Genomic DNA, 19375 nt, shown 5'->3' with positions numbered 1-19375 from the left:
CGGGGCGGGGGCCCGCCGGCCGGGCGGGCCCGACCGCGGCGGGGGGGCCCGGGGCATCCCCGGGCCGCACCTCACCCGACCGGCCCGAGAGCCGATCGTGCCCGGCCCGCGCCCCGCACCAGGCGCGGCCGCGGACGGCATCAGGCGCGGCTCATCGCCGGCGCCCCGATGAAGTTCATGATCGCGTTGTTGACCTCGTCGGCGTTCGTCCACGGGATACCGTGCGGAGCGCCCTTCAAGGTGATCAACTGGCTGCCGGCGAGCATCGCCTGCAACCGCTGCCCGGTCTTCGCGTACGGCAGCACGTTGTCCTTGTCGCCCTGCACGATCAGCACCGGTACGTCGATCTGCGGCAGGTCACCCCGGAAGTCGGTCAGCCAGGCGTCCACGCTGTCGTACGTGCCCTTGGCCGAGGCCCGTGCGCCGATCTCCCAGTGCGCCCGGTACGCCTCCTCGCTGACGAGCTTCCCCTTGTTCTCGCTCCAGTTGAAGAAGTTGTTGCAGAACTGAGTGAGGAAGGCGAAGCGATCCTTGATGATCGCCTGCTGGAAGCCGTCGAAGAGACTCTTCTCGACACCCTCCGGATTGTCCGCCGTCTGCATCAGGAACGGCGCCAGCGGCGCCAACATGATCGCCTTGCTCACCCGCTGCGACCCGTACGCGCCGAGGTATCGGGTCACCTCGCCGGTGCCCATCGAGTGCCCGATCAGGATCACGTTGCGCAGGTCCAGCTCGGACATCAGGACGTCGAGGTCGGCGCTGAAGGTGTCGTAGTCGTACCCGATGGTCGGCTGCGCCGAGTTGCCGAAACCACGCCGGTCGTAGGTGATGACCCGGTAACCGGCGTTCAACAGTGGAACGGCCTGTTTCTCCCAGGTCGCACCGTTGAACGGGAAGCCGTGGATCAGCACGATCGGCTGGCCGGAGCCATGATCCTCGTAGTACAGGTCGATGGGCGCGGAGTTCTCCGTACCCACGGTGATGAACGGCATGCTCTTCTCCTGAAGTCGGGCTCGGTTCTCTCCTCGCCCGGCGCATTCCCGTCCGATCCGCCGATATGCCCGGTCCCTGACACGGTCCGCCCGGGTAAGGCTGTCCGCCGCGGGGGCGTCAGCTCTCCGCCCGCCACCTCAGAGCGGGTACGGGAAGTCCACCACCTGCGCGTCCGTGACCTCCGCCCCCGGCGCCCAGACCTCGTACACGCCCCGGTCGTGGCACTGTGCCCCGGTGAGCGCCACCGTGTCCGGGTCCGGCCGGCGCAGCCGAAGCCGCAACCAACCCGCCTCCTCCCGCAGTACGACGCATGGCACCCCCCGCCACTGCCCGATGCGCAGCCGGCGGGCCGCCGCCTCGACCGGGTAGCGGGCGGCCCGGGTCATCGCCAGCACCCGGAAGCCGCCGGGCAGGTCGGCGATCGCCTCATACTCGGTTCCGCCGTACGCCCCGATCAGGTGGGTGGATCGGGGCGCCTCGCCGACCGGCAGGTACTCCTGATCGGGCGAGAGCCCCGGCACCGCGGCGAGCAGGTGCCGCCACTGCGGCCCGACCATCCGCAGCCAACCCCGCTGCTCCGCCTGGTAGGTGTACAACACCACCTCGACCCCCTCGGCCGGGTAGGCGAGCAGGCTCACGTTCGCCGGCATCGGCAGGTCGGCGAAATCGCGGGTGACGAACTCGGGGATCAGCTGACTGCTGCTGGGCACGAAACCGGTGCCGAGCACCGGAGGACCCAACCGGTCCCGGGGCGGCAGCGCGGTCAACCCCCGGTGTGCCTCACCCATCGGGATGTCGTAGTCGCCCGGGTCGGCGGCCCGCCAGCGCAACGCGTACGCCACGTCCACGCCGTCGCGACCCGCGTCGCCGTCGGTACGCAGCAACATCGCCGTGGCCGGCGTACGCAGGTGCGCCACGTCGTGCTCCCGGTAGCAGAAGCCGTGCGGCAGCCACCCCCGCACGTACCCGGCGAGCTGCCGGGCGGAGAGCATCTTCACCATCCGGGTACCCCGCCGAACCACCGCCGACCCGCGCACCGTGCCGAGCACCGGGTCACCGGCGGCGTCCGGCCGCTGGCTGAGCTGGTGCACGTACCCCCAGCCCCGCTCCCGGTGCGCCGGCATCATCAGTGGCGACTCCAGCTCCTCCGACGCCTCCGGCGCGCCGTGCACCGCGGTCACCTCGGTGACGTGCACGAACCGGTGCCAGGGAAGGGCCGAACCGGGCCGGGGCGCCCACTCGAACCCGGGCACCTCGTCGGCGCTGAACAACTCGTACGCGGCACCCCGGGCGATCTCCTCCGCCGGGTACACACCTCCGCCGTACGTCACCCGCAGCCCGGTACGTCCGTCGGCCTCGCCGCTGGTCTGCGGCGCGACGCTCATCGCGTCACCGTGCCGCGGTACCCGTGATCTGCCCGCTCGCGTCGCCGCTGCGCGTCGGCGCGAGCGCCACGCGGCTGTTCCCAGTGGTTCGCTGCGTTCCGCTCGCTCACCGGGCGACCGTAGAGTCGCCCTGGGTAATCGAGGTGAACAGCAGGTGGCGGGCAGGTGGACCAGCTCGGTGTGTGATCCTTTGGGTGATGAGCCAGCCAACCGAACAGCCGATCGACGCTGCCGAGTCCCGTCGCGCCCGTGCCGCCCGCCGCGCGGGTGAGTTCCCGCCCGCGCCGGAGCCCCTGCCCCGCCCGGTGCTCGACAGCCACACCCACCTGGACATAACGGTCAGCGAGGCCGGTGTCCCCGGCGGCGGTCAATCCGACGACCCGGTCGGTACGGCCATCGAGGTCGCCACGATGGTCGGCGTGGACCGCCTGGTGCAGGTCGGAGTGGACGTCCCCTCGTCCCGGTGGGGCGTGGCGACCGCGCAGCGGTATCCGGCGGTGGTGGCCACCGTGGCGCTGCACCCCAACGACGCCCCCCGCCTGCCCGATCTGGACGAGGCGCTGCGCGAGATCGAGGCACTCGCCGCCCACGACCGGGTGCGGGGCGTCGGCGAGACCGGAATGGACTTCTTCCGCACCGGCGACGAGGGCCGCGCCGCCCAGGAGGAGAGCTTCCGGGCGCACATCGCCATCGCCAAGCGGTACGGCAAGGCGCTCGTCATCCACGACCGCGACGCGCACGCCGAGGTACTGCGCATCCTCGACGACGAGGGCGCGCCGGACACCGTGGTGCTGCACTGCTTCTCCGGCGACGCCGCCTTCGCCACCGAGTGCGTACGCCGTGGCTACCTGCTCAGCTTCGCCGGCACGGTCACCTTCGCCAGCGCCGCCGCGCTGCGCGAGGCCGCCGCGTTGACGCCGATCGACCAGATCCTCGTGGAGACCGACGCCCCGTACCTCACCCCCACGCCGCACCGCGGCCGCCCCAACGCGTCGTACCTCATCCCACTGACCGTCCGCGCGCTCGCCGCGTCCACCGGCGCCGACCTCGACGAACTCTGCGCTGCCATCTCGGCCACCGGCGACCGGGTGTTCGGCCCGTGGTGAGCGCCGTGGCGGCCCGGCGCCCGGCGGAGCCGGGCCGCTTCCGACCGGCCCGGCCGCCCCGCCTACGCTGCTGCCCATGAGCGGTCTCCTCGGCCCGGCGGAGATCCGGGAGCTGGCCGCCCGGCTGGGTGTGGCCCCGACGAAGAGGCTCGGGCAGAACTTCGTGCACGATCCGAACACCGTGCGGCGGATCGTCACCGCCGCCGGGCTCGCGCCCGACGACGTGGCGCTGGAGGTCGGACCCGGGCTCGGCTCGCTCACCCTGGCCCTGCTCCCGGTCACCGCGCACGTACACGTCGTCGAGATCGACCCGGTGCTGGCCGGCGCGCTGCCCGAGACCGCCACCCGGTACGCCGGCCCGCACGCCGCCCGGCTCACCGTGCACCACGCGGACGCGCTGCGCGTCACCGCCGCCGACCTCGGCGACCCGGCGCCCACCGCGCTGGTGGCGAACCTGCCCTACAACGTCGCCGTGCCCGTGGTGCTGCATCTGCTCGCCGAGCTGCCCGGCCTGCGGCACGGCCTGGTAATGGTGCAGAAGGAGGTCGCCGACCGGCTGGTCGCCGGTCCCGGCTCCAAGGTGTACGGCATCCCGTCGGTCAAACTCGCCTGGTACGCCCGTGCCCGGGCCGCCGGCCGGGTTCCGCCCAACGTCTTCTGGCCCGTGCCGAACGTCGACTCCGGGCTGGTGGCCTTCACCCGTCGTGAACCGCCCCGCACCGACGTGGCCCGCGAACGGGTCTTCGCCGTGGTCGACGCGGCGTTCGCCCAGCGGCGCAAGACCCTGCGTGCCGCCCTCGCCGGCTGGGCCGGGGGCGCCGACCGGGCCGCCGCCGCGCTCACCGCCGCGGGCGTCGACCCCGGGGCACGCGGCGAGGCGCTCACCGTCGAGCAGTTCGCCGCCATCGCCGCGTCGGCTCCGGCCGCCGCACCCGTCGGGCAGTAGGCTGGCGCCGTGCCCGCCGGCACCCCGCACCACCTGCGGATCGAGCAGGATCCGCTGCACGTGTACGCGTACGACCTGGTCGATGGCCGGTACGAGCCGGTCGTCGACGCTGCCGAGGAGCTGATCGTGGAGAAGCCGTTCGACATCCGCCTGCGTGCGCGGGACATCGCCCCGTGACCGAGGCCTGGCGACCGGACGACGAGGACGAGCAGCGGCGTGGGGCCAGCGGCCCGGTGAAGGTGCGGGTGCCCGCGAAGGTCAACCTCCACCTCGGCGTGGGACCGCTGCGCCGCGACGGCTACCACGAACTCAACACCGTCTACCACGCGATCTCCATCTACGACGAGCTGACGGCCCGCCGCGGCGACACCCTCACCCTCACCATGGAGGGGGAGGGCGCCGGCGAACTGGCTCTGGACGACAGCAACCTGGTGATCCGGGCCGCCCACGCGCTCGCCGGCTACGCCGGGGTGCTTCCGCACGCCCGGCTGCACCTGCGCAAGCAGATCCCGCTCGCCGGCGGCCTGGCCGGCGGCAGCGCCGACGCGGCCGCCACCCTGGTCGCCTGCGACGCGCTCTGGGGCACCGGGCTCTCCCGCGACGAACTGGCGGACATCGCCGCCGACCTCGGGTCGGACGTGCCGTTCCTCATCCACGGCGGCACCGCCCTGGGCACCGGGCGCGGCGAGACCGTCAGCCCGGTGCTGGCCCGCCCGACCTCCTGGCACTGGGTCGTCGCCATCGCGGACGGCGGCCTCTCCACGCCGGCCGCCTACCGCGAGCTGGACCGGCTGCGCGAGGCCGGCACCGCCGGCCCGCCGCTCGGCAGCACCGACGCGTTGCTCGGCGCGCTACGCCAGCGGGATCCGCGGGTGCTCGCCGCCACGCTCGGCAACGACCTCCAGGACGCCGCCCTCGCGATGCGTCCCGCGCTCGCCGAGACGCTCAAGGCGGGCGAGGCGGCCGGCGCGCTGGCCGGCATCGTCTCCGGTTCCGGACCGACCTGCGTCTTCCTCGCGGAGGACAGCAGGCGCGCCGAGCGGATCGCCGCCGAACTGACCGCGGCCGCCGTGTGCCGCGAGGCCCGGGTGGCGCACGGCCCGGTGGCCGGCGCCCGGATCATCTGACGCCACTCGCCGTCCGCCCGCCGTCCCGCCGCAGCGGGCGGCGACCGCGCGATCGAGGGTGTCCGCGTACCCTTGAAGGCCAGGCGTCCCGTGCCTCGCCGGCACCGGACGCCTTGATCATGAAAGGTAGGTCGTGGCCAACATCCTCAACCTGGACCGGGTGTCCAAGGGCTACGGGGCCGCCGGGCCGCTGCTCACCGACGTCTCGCTCGGCCTCGACGACGCCGACCGGATCGGCGTGGTCGGGCTCAACGGCGCCGGCAAGTCGACGTTGCTCCGGCTGCTCACCCGCAGCGAGGAGCCGGACGACGGCCGCGTCACCCACCGCCGCGACCTGCGGGTCGCCTGGCTGCCACAGAACCTCACCCTCGCCCCCGACGCCACCGTCCGGGACGTCGTGCTCGGCACCGAGTGGCTCGACGAGAGCATGGGCGCCGAGCACGAGTGGGCCGGTGACGCCGGGGTCCGAGGCATCCTCGACGGCCTCGGCATGCCCCACCTCGGCCTCGACCAGCCGGTCGGCCCGATGTCCGGCGGTGAGCGTCGCCGGGTGGCGCTCGCCGCGCTGCTGGTCCGCGACTCCGACCTGCTGATCCTCGACGAGCCCACCAACCACCTCGACGTCGGCGGCGTCGACTGGCTGGCCCGGCACCTGCTCGGCCGCAAGGGCGCCCTCGTCGTCGTCACCCACGACCGCTGGTTCCTCGACGCCGTCTGCACCGCCACCTGGGAGGTCGCCGACCAGACCGTCCGGTCGTACGACGGCGGCTTCGCCGCCTGGACCCTCGCCCGTGCCGAACGGGAACGGGTCGCGGCGGCCACCGAGGCCCGCCGGCAGAACCTGCTCCGCAAGGAGATCGCCTGGCTGCGTCGCGGCCCGCCCGCCCGGACCTCCAAGCCGCGGTTCCGGATCGACGCGGCCAACGCCCTGATCGCCGACGTCCCACCACCGCGCGACACCATGTCGCTGCAACGACTCGCGACCGCCCGGCTCGGCAAGCAGGTGTACGACCTGGAGCAGGTCACCCTGCACGCCGGTCCCAAGGAGATCCTGCACGACCTCACCTGGCAGGTCGGCCCCGGCGATCGGGTGGCCATTCTGGGCGCCAACGGAGCCGGCAAGACCACGCTGCTGCGGATGCTCGCCGGTGTCACCCGCCCGGACGGCGGCCGGTTCGTCACGGGCTCCACGGTCCGGCCCGCCTTCCTCTCCCAGGAACTGGCCGAGCTTCCCGGGCAGCTACGCGTGCTGGAGGCCGTCGAGGAGGTGGCCCGCCGGGTGCAGCTCGGCGACCGGGAGATCTCCGCCGCCCAGCTCGCTGAGATCTTCGGCTTCGACGACCGGCGACTCTGGACACCGGTCAGCGACCTCTCCGGTGGCGAACGTCGCCGCCTGCAGATGCTCCGCCTGCTCGCCGGCGAGCCGAACGTGCTCCTGTTCGACGAGCCCACGAACGACCTGGACACCGACACCCTCGCCGGGCTGGAGGACCTGCTCGACTCGTGGCCCGGGACGCTGATCGTGGCCAGCCACGACCGTTACCTCATCGAGCGGGTCACCGACGTCGTGTACGGCATGTTCGGCGACGGCCGGCTGGTGCACCTGCCCGGCGGCGTGGACGAATACCTGGCCCGGGCGGCCGGCCGACCCGGCTCCGCCCGCACCGAGGCCGTGCCCGCCGCCACGCCGGAGGCGCCGGCCCGCACCGGCCTCTCCGCAGCCGAGGTGCGGCAGGCGCGCAAGGATCTCACCCGGCTGGAACGGCAGATCAGCAAGCTCGAGCAGCGTGAGGCGGCGCTGCTCGGCCAGCTGGCCGAGCACGCCACCGACTACGCGAAGGTCGCTGAACTGGACGGCCAGCTCAAGGACCTGCGGGCCGAACGGGAACAGACCGAGGAGTCCTGGCTGGCGCTGGCCGAGCAACTGCCCGCCGACTGACCCGGCGACGGTGGCGGCCCGGCCAGTGGTCGCCACCGCAGGTGGGCCCCCGTGTGCCGAGTCACAATCCGGCGTGCGGGAGAATCGTCGTCGACCCTCACCCGAAACGGCGTTGGAGACTCAGACATGGCCCACACCCCCGTCAACCACCCCGCGCGGCCGATCTACCGGGCGATCGGCGGGCTGATCGGTCTGTACCTGGTGGTCTTCGGTGTGCTCGGCATCATCGCGACCGCCGGCAACGACGTCCTCGCCCAGGACGACACCCGGGTCCTCGGCCAGGGCACGAACCTCGTCTTCTCGCTGATCAGCATCGTGTTCGGGATTCTCGTGCTGGCTGGTACCGCGCTCGGCCGGAACATCGACGTGCTGATCAATCAGTGGATGGCGTACATCCTGATGGTCGTCAGCCTCGGCGGGCTCGCGTTCATCCGGACCGACGCGAACATCTTCAACTTCAACATCGGCACGGTCATCGTCCTCATGGTCGCCGGGATGGTGCTGCTGATGGTCGGCATGTACGGCAAGGTCGGCACCGACGAGGAGAAGGAGGCGTGGCAGAAGGCGCGCCTCGTGCTCTGATCTTTATGGTTTCGCTTCTGGTTCCTTGCGCTTCCGGTTTCGCCGGAGCCCGACCCGCTCCGCGCGGTCAGGCTTGATCCCTCCGCGGGTCGGGCTTCGGCGAAACCCCTCCTGGTCCCGCTCCGTCCGGCGCCCTCGGCCCGGAGGGGTGGGACATCTTTTTGTGGCCCGGTCCGAGCAGATGCTCACGCTGGGCGGGCGGTTCGCCGGACAGTGAGTGGTCCGGCGGGCGACAATCCTCCAGAACCGGTCATCTCGGGCGGAGGAGAGGCTCATGGCGCATTTCCCGGTGAACCATCCGGCGCGGCCGATCTACCGAGTTCTCTCCGGGCTCATCGGGCTCTACATCCTGGTCTTCGGGGCCTGGGGAGTCGCGCTGACCGCCGGCCAGTTCCTCTTCGCCCGCGAGAGCAACTGGGTGCTCGGCCTGCGCACCAACCTCGCGTTCTCCATCGCGTCGGTGATCTTCGGCGCCTTCCTCATCATCGGCGCTTCCCGCCGCACCAACCTCGGCCACTACATGAACCTGACCGCCGGCATCGTCTTCCTGGTCACCAGCATCCTCATGATGTCGCTGCTGCAGACCGAGGCGAACTTCCTGAACTTCTCGATGTCGACGGTGATCGTGTCGATGATCTTCGGTCTGGTGCTGCTCGGCACCGGCCTGTACGACAAGGTCGGCCCAGCGGAGCTCGCCGAGGCCGAGGGGCGCAACCGGAGGCGCCAGATCTCCGAGGCGAACACGCCCTGACCACCCGGACGGCGGCGGACCCGCGAAACCGTGGTGAGGCCGCCTGCCGTCCAGTCCCCGGATCGGACTCAGCGATTCCGAGAGGAGATCAACGTGGGCTTGGCCTCCAGGTGCGACAAGCCGTTCCAGGCCAGGTTCACCAGGTGCGCGGCGACCGTCTCCTTCCGCGGCTTGCGGACCTCCAGCCACCAGCGGCCGGTCAACGCCACCATGCCGACCAGCGCCTGCGCGTAGAGCTCGGCCAGCTTCGGGTCGTACCCCCGGCTCTTGTACTCGGCGCCCAGGATGTGCTCGACCTGATGGGCCACGTCGTTGAGCACGCTGCTGAAGTTGCCCGTCGCTGACATCAACGGCGACTCACGGACCAGCACCCGGAACCCGCTCGTCTCCTCCTCGATGTAGCTGAGCAGTGCCATCGCCGCCTGCTCCAGCAACTCCCTCGGATGACCGGCGGTCAACGCCGTGGTGATCCGGTCCAGTAGCGCGCGGACCTCCCGGTCCACCACGACCGCGTAGAGCCCCTCCTTGCCACCGAAGTGCTCGTACACCACCGGCTTCGAGACCTTCGCCCGAGCCGCCACCTCTTCCACCGACGTCGCGTCGAAGCCGCGCTCCGCGAAGAGTTGCCGCCCGATCGAGATCAACTGCTCCCGGCGCTGAGCCGCCGACATGCGTACCCGCGAAGAAGGCTTGCCGCCGGGCCCGGCCACCGGCCGTTGTCGATTGACGCCGCTGTCGCTGCTTGACACATCCGCCATCTGGTCACCTCGCCGGCGCTCGGTGACGCCCTGCCGTGGGATGGTGCCTCCGCCGTATCCGCTCACTTCGCCGCCTCACTGATGTACGGCCGGAGGGCGCTCGCGCGCCGACCGACCGTACCCGCCGCGTGCCTGGCCCCCCTGTCGCCGTGCCGCGCGGCATTCCCCCCGCTTCGTTCGGTCACCGGGCAATACTGCCAGGTAACCCGCGAGCTCAACTCCCGGATCATCCCGCCGACGGCGACACGAGCTTCGCTGCCAGGCGTTCCGGCTTCGGCCAGCGGACGTCGTACGCCGCGCCGAACTTCTCGAGGAACCAGATGACCCGGGCCGAGATGTCCACCTGACCGCGCATGACGCCGTGCCGCGCGCAGGTCGGATCCGCGTGGTGCAGGTTGTGCCAGCTCTCTCCGAAGGAGAGGATCGCCAGCGGCCAGAAGTTCGCCGCCCGGTCGCCGTGCCGCATCGCGAAGGGGCGCTCGCCGTAGACGTGGCAAACCGAGTTGATCGCCCAGGTCACGTGGTGCAGCAGCGCGATGCGGACCAGCCCCGCCCAGAAGAGCGCGGTCAGCGCGCCCTGCCACGACCAGGTCAGCAGCCCGCCCATCAGTGCCGGACCCAGCACCGAGATGGTCACGATCAGCGGGAAGAGCTTGTCGACGCGCTTGATGTCCCGGTCGGCGACCAGGTCGGGCGCGAACCGCTGCCGGTTGGAAAGCTCCCGGTGGAACATCCAGCCGACGTGCGCGTGGAAGAGGCCGCGGGTCAGGCCCCAGACGCTCTCGCCGAACCGCCACGGCGAGTGCGGGTCGCCCTCCAGGTCGGAGAAGGCGTGGTGGCGACGGTGGTCGGCCACCCACTGGATGATCTCGCCCTGCACCGCGAGAGAGCCGGAGACCGCCAGCGCCACGCGCAACCCGCGCCGCGCCTTGAACGAACCGTGGGTGAAGTAGCGGTGGTAGCCGACCGTCACACCGAGCCCGGAGAGCACATACCAGAACGCGGCGATGCCCACATCGGTCCAGCTCAACCAGCCACCCCAGGCCATCGGCACGGCGGCGACCAGGGCCGCGAAGGGAATCACCACGAACAGCCAGAGAGCCACGAGGATGCCGGGCGACTGCGTGCCCTGGGTAAGTGGCTTCGGTCCGGACGCTTTCGGTTCGAGCAGGGCGGTCGACATGGCACCTCGCAGGGGAGTAGGGGACATCACAAGCTACGCCTACGTCACCGTAACTTACGGAACCGTAGATCGCACGGGGAAGTTCGCGAACCGCTTTCGTCGTACGGCCGTCCTAGCGTCGGCCTATGACCGATCCCCGTTACGGGGACGACCTGTACGCGCAGTCCGTGCACCTGCGTTCCCAGGGCTGCTCCGTGCCCACGATCGCGCAACGGCTGGGGGTGGCGAAGTCGACCGCCCACCGTTGGATCGGACACATACCCCTGCCTGACGACGAGGAATCGCGAGCCCGGCGCCGGGCGCACTCAAAGGTGATGACCGACGCGCAGTGGGCGGGTCATCGAGCAGCGGGACGCGGCTCGGGCGGACACCGTCGCGGCGACCGCAGGCTGGGTGAAGCAACTTCGCTACCGGGAACTGGTCCTCGTCGGTGCGGCGATCTACTGGGCCGAGGGCACGAAGGCGAAGCCGTGGCGTCCCAGCGACTGCCGGGTCAGGTTCGTCAACAGCGACCCCGCGCTGGTCACGCTGTTCCTCCGCTTCGTGGCGGCGATGGGGGTGCGGCGCGCGGACCTGCGGTTTCGGCTCAGCATTCACGAGACGGCCGACGCGCCGGAGGCCGTGCGCTGGTGGGCGGCTCTGGTCGGCGTCTCGCCTGAGGATTTCCAGCCCACAGTCCTCAAGCGCCACCGGCCGGCCACGAATCGGCGGAACACCGGCGACGGCTACCGAGGGTGCCTCGCTGTCGAGGTGGTCAGGTCGAGTCGGCTGTACTGGAAGGTAGAAGGGATCATGAAAGGAATGGGCGATGGCATGCCGCCGCCGGGACGCTAAGGTGTAGGGGTCGGGCAGCTGCTTGCTTTGACTTTTTTGACCGTCCCGGGTCGTCTAATGGCAGGACGTCAGGTTTTGGTCCTGATTGTAGGGGTTCGAATCCTCTCCCGGGAGCTTCTGCTCGGCGGCCGTTGATGTCTGGTTAGCATGACCGCGGAAGTGTCGCCGTCCCGACGGGAGCAAGGTCGTGTCCCAGCCCCACCCTCGCACCGTCGTCGTGCTCGCCGCCGGTGAGGGCAAGCGGATGAAATCGGCGCTGCCGAAAGTGCTGCACCCGCTGCTCGGTCGTACGCTGCTCGGCCACGTGCTGAGCGCGGCTGCGCCACTCGGCGCGGGCCAGACCGTGGTGGTGGTCGGGCACGGCGCCGACCAGGTCCGCGGACACCTCGCCGAGATCGCGCCGGACGTCGTTCCGGTGCTCCAGGCCGAGCAGCTCGGCACCGGTCACGCGGTGCGGATCGTGCTGGAGGCCGTACCGGACGCCACCGGCACCGTCGTCGTGATCAACGGAGATGTGCCGCTGCTCCGTCCGGAGACGGTGAGCGCGCTGGTGCAGGCGCACGAGGGTGAGGGGGCCGCGGCCACGGTGCTCGCCGCCGAGGTGCCGAACCCGACCGGTCTGGGCCGGATCGTGCGGTCCGCCGACGGCCGGCTGGAACAGATCGTCGAGGAGCGGGACGCGACCACGGAGCAGCGTGCCATCCGGGAGATCAACGCTGGGACGTACGCGTTCGACGCGGCTCGCCTGCGCGACGCGCTGGGCAAGCTGTCGACGGACAACGACCAGGGCGAGGAGTACCTGACCGACGTCTTCGGTCTGCTCAACTCGGCAGGTGAGCCGGTCGCCGTGCACGTCGCGCCGGATCATACGGAGACGTTGGGCTGCAACGACCGGGTCGAGCTGGCGGCGCTGCGCCGGCTGCTGCGCGACCGGATCAACGAGGGCTGGATGCGTACCGGGGTGAGCCTGCTCGACCCGGAGACCACCTGGATCGACGTGACCGTCGCGCTGGATCGGGACGCCGTGGTCGACCAGAACACCCAGTTGCGCGGTGCCACCGTGGTGGGCTCCGCCGCCGTGGTCGGCCCGGACGTGACGCTGATCGACACTGTGGTGGGCGAGGGCGCGACGGTGCTGCGCAGCCACGCGGTGGGCGCGGAGGTCGGTCCGGGCGCGAGCGTCGGCCCGTACGCGTACCTGCGTCCGGACGCGCGCCTGGCGGAGAAGTCGAAGGTCGGGACGTTCGTCGAGGTGAAGAACTCCGAGGTGGGGCCGGGCGCGAAGGTCCCGCACCTGTCGTACGTGGGTGACGCGACGATCGGGGCGAAGGCGAACATCGGCGCAGCGACGATCTTCGTGAACTACGACGGGGTGAACAAGAACCGGACGATCGTCGGTGAGGGGGCGTTCGTCGGCTGCGACACCAGCCTGATCGCTCCGGTCGAGGTGGGTGCCGGCGCGTACATCGCGGCGGGCAGTGCGATCAGCAAGGACGTGCCGCCGGGCGCGTTGGGTGTGACTCGGGCGCCGCAGCGCGAGATCGAGGGCTGGGTGGCCCGCAAGCGCCCCGGCACGGTGTCCGCGGCGGCGGCGGAGAGGGCGCTGCGTGCCGCGGAGGGTGCGTCGGCGGGAACCGCGGCGGCAAGCGAAGGTGAGGCAATCCACGGGGATGGCCGGGCCCTGGGCGGGGAATCACCCGAGGGAGATACTGCAACCGACTAGTCCCCGGCCCACCACCACCGCGCGCCGGGCACCACCGACCAACGGGAGCAGACGGGCCCATGGGCAGCATCGTCGCCGAAAACCGCAAGAGCCTGATGCTCTTCACCGGACGTGGCTTTCCGGAGCTGGCCAAGGAGATCGGGGAGGTGCTCGGCATCGCGCCGACGCCTACCGATGCGTACGATTTCGCCAACGGCGAGATCTTCGTGCGGTACAGGGATTCGGTGCGTGGTTCGGACGCCTTCGTGGTGCAGTCCGTCACGCACGGTGTGAACACCTGGGTCATGGAGACCCTGATCATGATCGACGCGCTGAAGCGCGGTTCGGCCAAGCGGATCACCGTCGTACTGCCGTTCTATCCGTACTCGCGGCAGGACAAGAAGCACCGGGGCCGGGAGCCGATCTCGGCCCGGCTCATCGCCGACCTGCTGAAGACCGCGGGGGCGAACCGGATCCTCACCGTGGATCTGCACACCGCGCAGATCCAGGGTTTCTTCGACGGGCCGGTCGACCACCTCTTCGCGATGGACGTGCTGGCCGAGTACGTCGAGCGCCAGTACGCGGGCCGGCCGCTGACGGTGGTCGCGCCGGACTCTGGCCGGGTGCGGGTGGCCGAGCGCTGGACGGACCGGCTGGGTGGGTGCCCGCTGGCGTTCATCCACAAGACCCGCGATCCGATGAAGCCGAACCAGGTGGTGGCGAACCGGGTCGTCGGTGACGTCGAGGGCCGGGTCTGCCTGATCGTGGACGACATGATCGACACGGGTGGCACCATCTGCCGCGCGGCGGACATCCTGAAGGAGTCCGGTGCCGCCGACGTGATCGTCGCGTCGACCCACGCGTTGCTCAGCGACCCGGCGACGGAGCGCTTGAAGAACAGCCCGATCAGCGAGGTCGTGGTGACCAACACGCTGCCGTTGCCGCCGGAGAAGCAGCTCGACAAGATCGCCGTGCTGTCGATCGCTCCGCTGCTCGCCCGGGCGATCCGCGAGGTCTTCGACGACGGTTCGGTGACCACCCTCTTCGGTGGCCTGAGCTGAGGTCGTTGTCGCCTGTCCGGCGGCCGTCGTAAGCGGCCGCCGGTGAGGGTGGAAGTTGGCCTGCGAGTCAACGTCGGCGGTGATATGGGGACTGGCGGAGAGCCGGGAATTCTCTCGGGTAGACTGGTGCGGTTGCCACGGCGAGGGTGCCCGGCGGGCCGCTGAGGAAGCACCGCACGGAGGCACCGTCATCGACGCGGTGCTCCGGGCAGTCGTTCATGACGCATGAGCCCCAGCGAGCCCCTCGCCCCAGCACCGCCAGACGACAAGCCGCCGCAGCGAAAGCATCAGGAGTTTCCCCGTGTCCGAGGTAAAGATCAGCGCCGAGCCCCGTACCGAGTTCGGCAAGGGTGGTGCCCGTCGTACCCGCCGGGCCGGCAAGGTGCCCGCCGTGCTGTACGGCCACGGCGAGAAGCCGAAGCACATCGCGCTGCCGTCCCGTGAGTTCGCGGCCGCGATCCGCAAGGGTGGGGCGAACCAGCTGTTCGCCATCGAGGTGAGCGATGGCACCCAGGTGCTGGCGCTGCCGAAGGCGATCCAGCGTGACCCGATCAAGGACACCTTCGAGCACGTCGACCTGCTGCTGGTCCGGCGGGGCGAGAAGGTCACCGTCGAGGTCCCGGTCGAGCTGACCGGTGAGGCCGCGAAGGACACGCTGATCGTGCACGACCACGACACCCTGTCGGTGACCGCCGACGCCACCCGGGTGCCGGACCACCTGGAGGCGTCGATCGAGGGTGCCGAGGCCGGTGCGCAGATCACCGCGGCCGACGTGACGCTGCCGGCGGGTGTCGAGCTGGCCGCCGACCCGGAGCTGCCGGTCGCCACGGTGACCGCCGCCCCGACGGCCGAGCAGCTCGAGGCGACGCTGCCCGAGGTCGAGGAGGCCACCGAGGAGGCCGAGGCCGAGGTCGGCGAGGTCACCGAGTCCTCCGAGGGCGCCGACGCGGCTCCGGCCGCCGAGGGCGAGGAGAACGCCGAGGCGCGTACCGGGGCCTGATCCGGTCGGTTCAAACGTGCGACAGGCGTCCCCGCGTTCGGGGGCGCCTGTCGGCGTATCGGGGTCCGGTCGAGTTGCACTTGGGAAGGGTGGGTCGTGACGGACGAGGCGGGGCCGTGGCTGGTGGTCGGCCTGGGCAACCCGGGTCGTGAGTACGCCGGTAACCGGCACAACGTCGGTTTCATGGTGGCGGATCTGCTCGCGCAGCGGGTGGGTGCGAAGTTCGGCCGGCACCGGCGGGCCGTGGCGGAGGTCGCGGAGGGCCGGCTGGGTTTCGGCGGTCCCCGGCTGGTGCTGGTGAAGCCGTTGACCTACATGAACCTGTCCGGCGGGCCGGTGGCCGCGTTGTCGCAGTTCTACAAGGTGGTGCCGGGGCAGGTCGTCGCGGTGCACGACGAGCTGGACATCGGTTACGGGCAGCTGCGGGTGAAGGTGGGCGGTGGCGAGGGCGGCCACAACGGGTTGCGCTCGATGACGAAGTCGCTGGGTACGAAGGACTACGTGCGGGTCCGGTTCGGCATCGGGCGGCCGCCGGGGCGGCAGGACCCGGCCGATTTCGTACTGTCGGATTTCAGCGCGGTCGAGCGTAAGGAGCTCGAGTTTCTGGTCGATCGGGCCGCTGACGTGGTGGAGTCGGTCATGACCCGTGGCGTGGAGCCGACACAGAACCTCTACCACGGCGCCTGACGCGGGCGGGGCGTACCCGTTCGGGGGCTGCGGGCCGGTAGTCTGCGCCTTTCGATGTGTGGTGACCGGCGGCGCGGGTCGCGCGGGACGAACCGGGCCGTGGCGAGGCGACGGGAGCGGACCATGGGCACTCCTCCGACGATCGACGGCGCTTTCGCCCGGTGGCTGGTGGCCCGGGCGGGCCAGGCGCTGTTGGGGTTGCGCGCGGAGCTGGGTTTCGCCGACCCGGGCGGGTTGAAGTCGGCGGGGGACAAGGTCTCGCACGATCTGATCCGCACCGAGTTGGCGAAGTGGCGTCCGGGTGACGCGGTGCTCTCCGAGGAGGACGAGGGTTCCCGGTTGGCCTGGGCTGCGGAGGTGAACCCGGAGGGGGGGTCGCGGCGGACGGCGGACCGGGTGTGGATCGTCGACCCGCTCGACGGCACCCGTGAGTTCGCCGAGGAGGGCCGCTCCGACTGGGCGGTGCACGTGGCGCTCTGGTCGCGTGCGGCGCCGAGCCCGCACGGGCTGGTCGCCGGGGCGGTCGGGTTGCCCGGGCAGCAGCGGGTGCTGGCCACGGACTATCCGCCGGCGTACCCGCCGATGGCGTTGGAGGCGGCGGCAGCCGGTAGCCGGATGATCCGGTTGGCGGCGAGCCGGAGCCGCCCGCCGGTGTTCCTCACTGACCTGGCCGACGACGTGGGGGCGCACCTCGTGCCGATGGGTTCGGCCGGCGCGAAGATCGCTGCTGTGGTGACCGGTGAGGTGGACGCGTACATCCACGCGGGCGGCCAGTACGAGTGGGATTCGGCGGCACCGGTGGCCGTGGCGACTGCTACCGGACTGCACGCTTCCCGGATCGATGGTTCGGTGCTGAAGTACAACGAGGCGGATCCACGCCTGCCCGACCTGCTGGTTTGCCGTCGGGATCTCGCCCCTCGGTTGCTTGCGGCGCTGCGGAGGCATTCCGGGTAGCCTGTGCCCAGTTCTTGACTTCCCCGACCGGAAAGGTCTGGAATTCGGATGAGCGAGCGAATCGAGCCCGGGCCATGAGCGCGCCCGCCTACCAGGTCTCGCACCTCGACGCGTTGGAAGCGGAGAGCATCTTCGTGATGCGCGAGGTGGTCGCCGAGATGGAGCGACCGGTGCTGCTCTTCTCGGGCGGCAAGGATTCGATCGTCATGCTGCGGTTGGCGCAGAAGGCGTTCGCCCCGGCGAACGTGCCCTTCCCGGTGATGCACGTGGACACCGGGCACAACTTCCCGGAGGTCCTGGAGTACCGCGACCGGCAGGTCGCGGAGATCGGCCTGCACCTGGTGGTGGCGAGCGTGCCGGACGCGCTGGCGCGCGGCCTGGTCCGCGAGTCCCCCGACGGGATGCGTAACCGGATCCAGACCCCGGTCCTGCTGGAGGCGGTGGAGGAGCACCGCTTCGACGCCCTCTTCGGCGGTGCCCGGCGGGACGAGGAGAAGGCCCGCGCGAAGGAACGGGTGTTCAGCTTCCGCGACGAGTTCGGCCAGTGGGATCCGAAGAACCAGCGTCCGGAGCTGTGGGCGCTCTACAACGGTCGGCACCACCCGGGTGAGTCGATCCGGGTCTTCCCGCTGTCCAACTGGACCGAGCTGGACGTGTGGCACTACATCGCCCGGGAGCGGATCGCGCTCCCGTCGATCTACTACGCGCACGAGCGCGAGGTGATCGAGCGCGACGGGATGCTCTACGCCGTCAACGAGTTCATCCGGCCACGGGCCGGCGAGGAGCTGTTCAAGGAGCGGGTTCGTTACCGCACGGTGGGCGACGCCTCCTGCACGGCGGCGGTGCGCTCGGACGCGGACACGGTGGAGAAGGTCATCGAGGAGGTGGCCGCGACCCGGATCACCGAGCGTGGCGCCACCCGTGGTGACGACCGGGTCAGCGAGGCTGCCATGGAGGACCGCAAGCGGGAGGGCTACTTCTGATGACCGTCGAGACCGCCGTGTCGGCCGGCGCGGACGCCGAGTCCGCCACTCGTCGCATGGACCTGCTGCGCTTCGCCACCGCGGGCAGCGTGGACGACGGCAAGTCGACGCTGATCGGCCGGCTGCTCTACGACACGAAGTCGCTCTTCACCGACCAGCTGGCCGCGGTGGAGGCGGTCAGTGCGGCGCGCGGCGACGAGTACACGAACCTGGCGCTGCTCACCGACGGTCTGCGGGCGGAGCGGGAGCAGGGCATCACCATCGACGTGGCGTACCGGTACTTCGCCACGCCGCGGCGGAAGTTCATCATCGCCGACACCCCGGGGCACATCCAGTACACCCGCAACATGGTCACCGGGGCGTCCACTGCGGACCTGGCGCTGATCCTGGTCGACGCCCGTAAGGGCCTGGTCGAACAGTCCCGCCGGCACGCCTTCCTCTGCTCTCTGCTGCGGGTGCCGCATCTGGTGCTCTGCGTCAACAAGATGGACCTGGTCGACTTCTCCCAGGACGTCTTCGAGCGGATCGCCGACGAGTTCACCGCGTTCGCCGCGAAGCTCGACGTGCCCGACCTGACGGTGGTGCCGGTCTCCGCGCTGAAGGGCGACAACATCGTCAGCCGGTCGCCGAACATGCCCTGGTACGAGGGGCCGGCGCTGCTGCATCACCTGGAGCGGGTGCACATCGCCAGCGACCGCAACCTGGTCGACGTGCGGTTCCCGGTGCAGTACGTCATCCGCCCGCAGTCGACGACCGTCACCGACTACCGGGGTTACGCCGGTCAGGTCGCCTCGGGCGTGCTCAAGGCGGGTGACGAGGTGATGGTGCTGCCGTCGGGCTTCACCAGCCGGATCGCGTCGGTGGAGACCGCCGACGGGCCGGTCGCGACGGCGTTCCCGCCGATGTCGGTCACCGTACGGCTGACCGACGAGATCGACATCTCCCGAGGCGACATGATCTGCCGTCCGAACAACGCTCCCGCCGTGGCGCAGGACATCGAGGCGATGGTCTGCTGGATGGACGAGAGCCGCCCGTTGCAGGTCGGCGGCAAGTACGCGATCAAGCACACCACCCGGTCGGCCCGGGCGATCGTGCGGGGACTGCACTACCGGCTCGACATCAACTCGTTGCACCGGGACGAGTCGGCGGGTGAACTGCGGCTCAACGAGATCGGTCGGGTCCGGCTGCGTACGACGGTGCCGCTGCTGGCCGACGAGTACCGCCGCAACCGCACCACCGGCGGTTTCGTCATCATCGACGAGACGACCAACCGTACGGTCGGGGCCGGCATGATCGTCGAGGCGGGCTGAGGGCTCGGCCGCGTCGAGGCGCGTTGCGGGAGCTGACGTCCCGGCCCAGCACGCGGTGACAGCGAGCCAGCACA

At 70.9% G+C, this 19375-nt stretch carries 19 protein-coding genes and 1 tRNA gene; 16 read left to right on the top strand and 4 right to left on the bottom strand.

Translation table 11 applies throughout. The features are described from left to right. Nucleotides 1–140 precede the first annotated feature (140 nt). Both AB0F98_RS21780 and AB0F98_RS21775 read right to left on the bottom strand, forming a co-directional pair. Complete coding sequence (locus tag AB0F98_RS21780; RefSeq protein WP_357737976.1) at nt 141–992, bottom strand: alpha/beta hydrolase; 852 nt, start codon at nt 990–992, stop codon at nt 141–143. Between the two features lie 138 nt (nt 993–1130). Further along, nucleotides 1131–2378: a hypothetical protein gene (locus tag AB0F98_RS21775; protein ID WP_357737973.1), complete on the bottom strand. Its 1248-nt coding sequence runs from the start codon at nt 2376–2378 to the stop codon at nt 1131–1133. A 197-nt stretch (nt 2379–2575) separates the two neighbouring features. Between AB0F98_RS21775 and AB0F98_RS21770 the strand changes: the two genes are divergently transcribed. The 7 genes from AB0F98_RS21770 (at nt 2576) to AB0F98_RS21740 (ending at nt 8829) form a co-directional block, all read left to right on the top strand. Further along, complete coding sequence (locus AB0F98_RS21770; RefSeq protein WP_357737971.1) at nt 2576–3484, top strand: TatD family hydrolase; 909 nt, start codon at nt 2576–2578, stop codon at nt 3482–3484. Nucleotides 3485–3560: 76 nt separating this feature from the next. Continuing rightward, complete coding sequence (rsmA, locus tag AB0F98_RS21765) at nt 3561–4430, top strand: 16S rRNA (adenine(1518)-N(6)/adenine(1519)-N(6))-dimethyltransferase RsmA (protein ID WP_357737969.1); 870 nt, start codon at nt 3561–3563, stop codon at nt 4428–4430. 9 nt (nt 4431–4439) lie between these two features. Then, nucleotides 4440–4607, top strand: a complete 168-nt coding sequence (locus tag AB0F98_RS21760; protein WP_355145632.1) for a Uma2 family endonuclease — start codon at nt 4440–4442, stop codon at nt 4605–4607. Continuing rightward, nucleotides 4604–5557 (top strand): 4-(cytidine 5'-diphospho)-2-C-methyl-D-erythritol kinase, encoded by a 954-nt coding sequence (locus tag AB0F98_RS21755; protein WP_357737967.1) that lies wholly within the window; start codon nt 4604–4606, stop codon nt 5555–5557. The genes AB0F98_RS21760 and AB0F98_RS21755 overlap by 4 nt, the downstream gene beginning before the upstream one ends. Nucleotides 5558–5690: 133 nt before the next feature. Then, entirely contained in the window at nt 5691–7496 is a 1806-nt protein-coding gene (locus AB0F98_RS21750) for an ABC-F family ATP-binding cassette domain-containing protein (RefSeq protein ID WP_357737965.1), read from the top strand. A 126-nt stretch (nt 7497–7622) separates the two neighbouring features. Further along, nucleotides 7623–8078: a DUF4383 domain-containing protein gene (locus AB0F98_RS21745; protein WP_357737963.1), complete on the top strand. Its 456-nt coding sequence runs from the start codon at nt 7623–7625 to the stop codon at nt 8076–8078. Between the two features lie 274 nt (nt 8079–8352). Beyond that, the gene (locus AB0F98_RS21740) at nt 8353–8829 is read left to right on the top strand and encodes a DUF4383 domain-containing protein (RefSeq protein WP_357737961.1); all 477 of its coding nucleotides are present in this window, start codon (nt 8353–8355) and stop codon (nt 8827–8829) included. A gap of 68 nt (nt 8830–8897) precedes the next feature. Here the strand turns inward: AB0F98_RS21740 and AB0F98_RS21735 are convergent, their stop codons facing one another. Then, on the bottom strand, nt 8898–9587 hold the full coding sequence (locus AB0F98_RS21735) for a TetR/AcrR family transcriptional regulator (protein ID WP_357737959.1): 690 nt from the start codon (nt 9585–9587) through the stop codon (nt 8898–8900). Nucleotides 9588–9813: 226 nt separating this feature from the next. Continuing rightward, nucleotides 9814–10770: an acyl-CoA desaturase gene (locus AB0F98_RS21730; protein ID WP_357738022.1), complete on the bottom strand. Its 957-nt coding sequence runs from the start codon at nt 10768–10770 to the stop codon at nt 9814–9816. Between the two features lie 393 nt (nt 10771–11163). On the opposite strand from AB0F98_RS21730, the gene AB0F98_RS21725 reads away from it, so the two are divergent. The 9 genes from AB0F98_RS21725 to AB0F98_RS21685 all read left to right on the top strand — a co-directional run bounded on the left by AB0F98_RS21725 (nt 11164) and on the right by AB0F98_RS21685 (nt 19301). Continuing rightward, the gene (locus AB0F98_RS21725) at nt 11164–11604 is read left to right on the top strand and encodes a hypothetical protein (protein ID WP_357737957.1); all 441 of its coding nucleotides are present in this window, start codon (nt 11164–11166) and stop codon (nt 11602–11604) included. 43 nt (nt 11605–11647) lie between these two features. Next, nucleotides 11648–11718 (top strand) — tRNA-Gln (locus AB0F98_RS21720). A 73-nt stretch (nt 11719–11791) separates the two neighbouring features. Then, a complete protein-coding gene (gene glmU / locus AB0F98_RS21715; protein ID WP_357737955.1) occupies nt 11792–13327 on the top strand; it encodes a bifunctional UDP-N-acetylglucosamine diphosphorylase/glucosamine-1-phosphate N-acetyltransferase GlmU in 1536 nt (511 codons plus the stop codon). A gap of 59 nt (nt 13328–13386) precedes the next feature. Next, nucleotides 13387–14367 (top strand): ribose-phosphate diphosphokinase, encoded by a 981-nt coding sequence (locus AB0F98_RS21710; RefSeq protein WP_355145612.1) that lies wholly within the window; start codon nt 13387–13389, stop codon nt 14365–14367. 301 nt (nt 14368–14668) lie between these two features. Beyond that, the gene (locus AB0F98_RS21705; protein ID WP_357737953.1) at nt 14669–15367 is read left to right on the top strand and encodes a 50S ribosomal protein L25/general stress protein Ctc; all 699 of its coding nucleotides are present in this window, start codon (nt 14669–14671) and stop codon (nt 15365–15367) included. Between the two features lie 96 nt (nt 15368–15463). Further along, nucleotides 15464–16054, top strand: a complete 591-nt coding sequence (pth, locus tag AB0F98_RS21700) for an aminoacyl-tRNA hydrolase (RefSeq protein WP_076474127.1) — start codon at nt 15464–15466, stop codon at nt 16052–16054. 123 nt (nt 16055–16177) lie between these two features. Next, complete coding sequence (locus tag AB0F98_RS21695) at nt 16178–17008, top strand: inositol monophosphatase family protein (protein WP_357737950.1); 831 nt, start codon at nt 16178–16180, stop codon at nt 17006–17008. A gap of 74 nt (nt 17009–17082) precedes the next feature. Continuing rightward, on the top strand, nt 17083–17991 hold the full coding sequence (gene cysD / locus AB0F98_RS21690; protein ID WP_076474129.1) for a sulfate adenylyltransferase subunit CysD: 909 nt from the start codon (nt 17083–17085) through the stop codon (nt 17989–17991). Next, nucleotides 17991–19301, top strand: a complete 1311-nt coding sequence (locus AB0F98_RS21685) for a GTP-binding protein (protein ID WP_357737948.1) — start codon at nt 17991–17993, stop codon at nt 19299–19301. Before cysD ends, AB0F98_RS21685 begins: the two co-directional genes overlap by 1 nt. Nucleotides 19302–19375: the final 74 nt, after the last annotated feature.

The organism is Micromonospora sp. NPDC023737 (genome assembly GCF_040639715.1).
GTDB lineage: Bacteria > Actinomycetota > Actinomycetes > Mycobacteriales > Micromonosporaceae > Micromonospora.
The sequence above is the reverse complement of the archived record's forward strand: the minus strand, read 5'-3'. Positions and strand labels throughout refer to the sequence as shown.

Coding starts and splice junctions, on each gene's coding strand:
- AB0F98_RS21695 (WP_357737950.1), top strand. CDS start 16,178: ATGGGCACTCCTCCGACGATCGACGGCGCTTTCGCCCGGTGGCTGGTG.
- rsmA (WP_357737969.1), top strand. CDS start 3,561: ATGAGCGGTCTCCTCGGCCCGGCGGAGATCCGGGAGCTGGCCGCCCGG.
- AB0F98_RS21735 (WP_357737959.1), bottom strand. CDS start 9,587: ATGGCGGATGTGTCAAGCAGCGACAGCGGCGTCAATCGACAACGGCCG.
- cysD (WP_076474129.1), top strand. CDS start 17,083: ATGAGCGCGCCCGCCTACCAGGTCTCGCACCTCGACGCGTTGGAAGCG.
- AB0F98_RS21770 (WP_357737971.1), top strand. CDS start 2,576: ATGAGCCAGCCAACCGAACAGCCGATCGACGCTGCCGAGTCCCGTCGC.
- AB0F98_RS21775 (WP_357737973.1), bottom strand. CDS start 2,378: ATGAGCGTCGCGCCGCAGACCAGCGGCGAGGCCGACGGACGTACCGGG.
- AB0F98_RS21740 (WP_357737961.1), top strand. CDS start 8,353: ATGGCGCATTTCCCGGTGAACCATCCGGCGCGGCCGATCTACCGAGTT.
- AB0F98_RS21745 (WP_357737963.1), top strand. CDS start 7,623: ATGGCCCACACCCCCGTCAACCACCCCGCGCGGCCGATCTACCGGGCG.
- AB0F98_RS21710 (WP_355145612.1), top strand. CDS start 13,387: ATGGGCAGCATCGTCGCCGAAAACCGCAAGAGCCTGATGCTCTTCACC.
- AB0F98_RS21730 (WP_357738022.1), bottom strand. CDS start 10,770: ATGTCGACCGCCCTGCTCGAACCGAAAGCGTCCGGACCGAAGCCACTT.
- AB0F98_RS21685 (WP_357737948.1), top strand. CDS start 17,991: ATGACCGTCGAGACCGCCGTGTCGGCCGGCGCGGACGCCGAGTCCGCC.
- AB0F98_RS21780 (WP_357737976.1), bottom strand. CDS start 992: ATGCCGTTCATCACCGTGGGTACGGAGAACTCCGCGCCCATCGACCTG.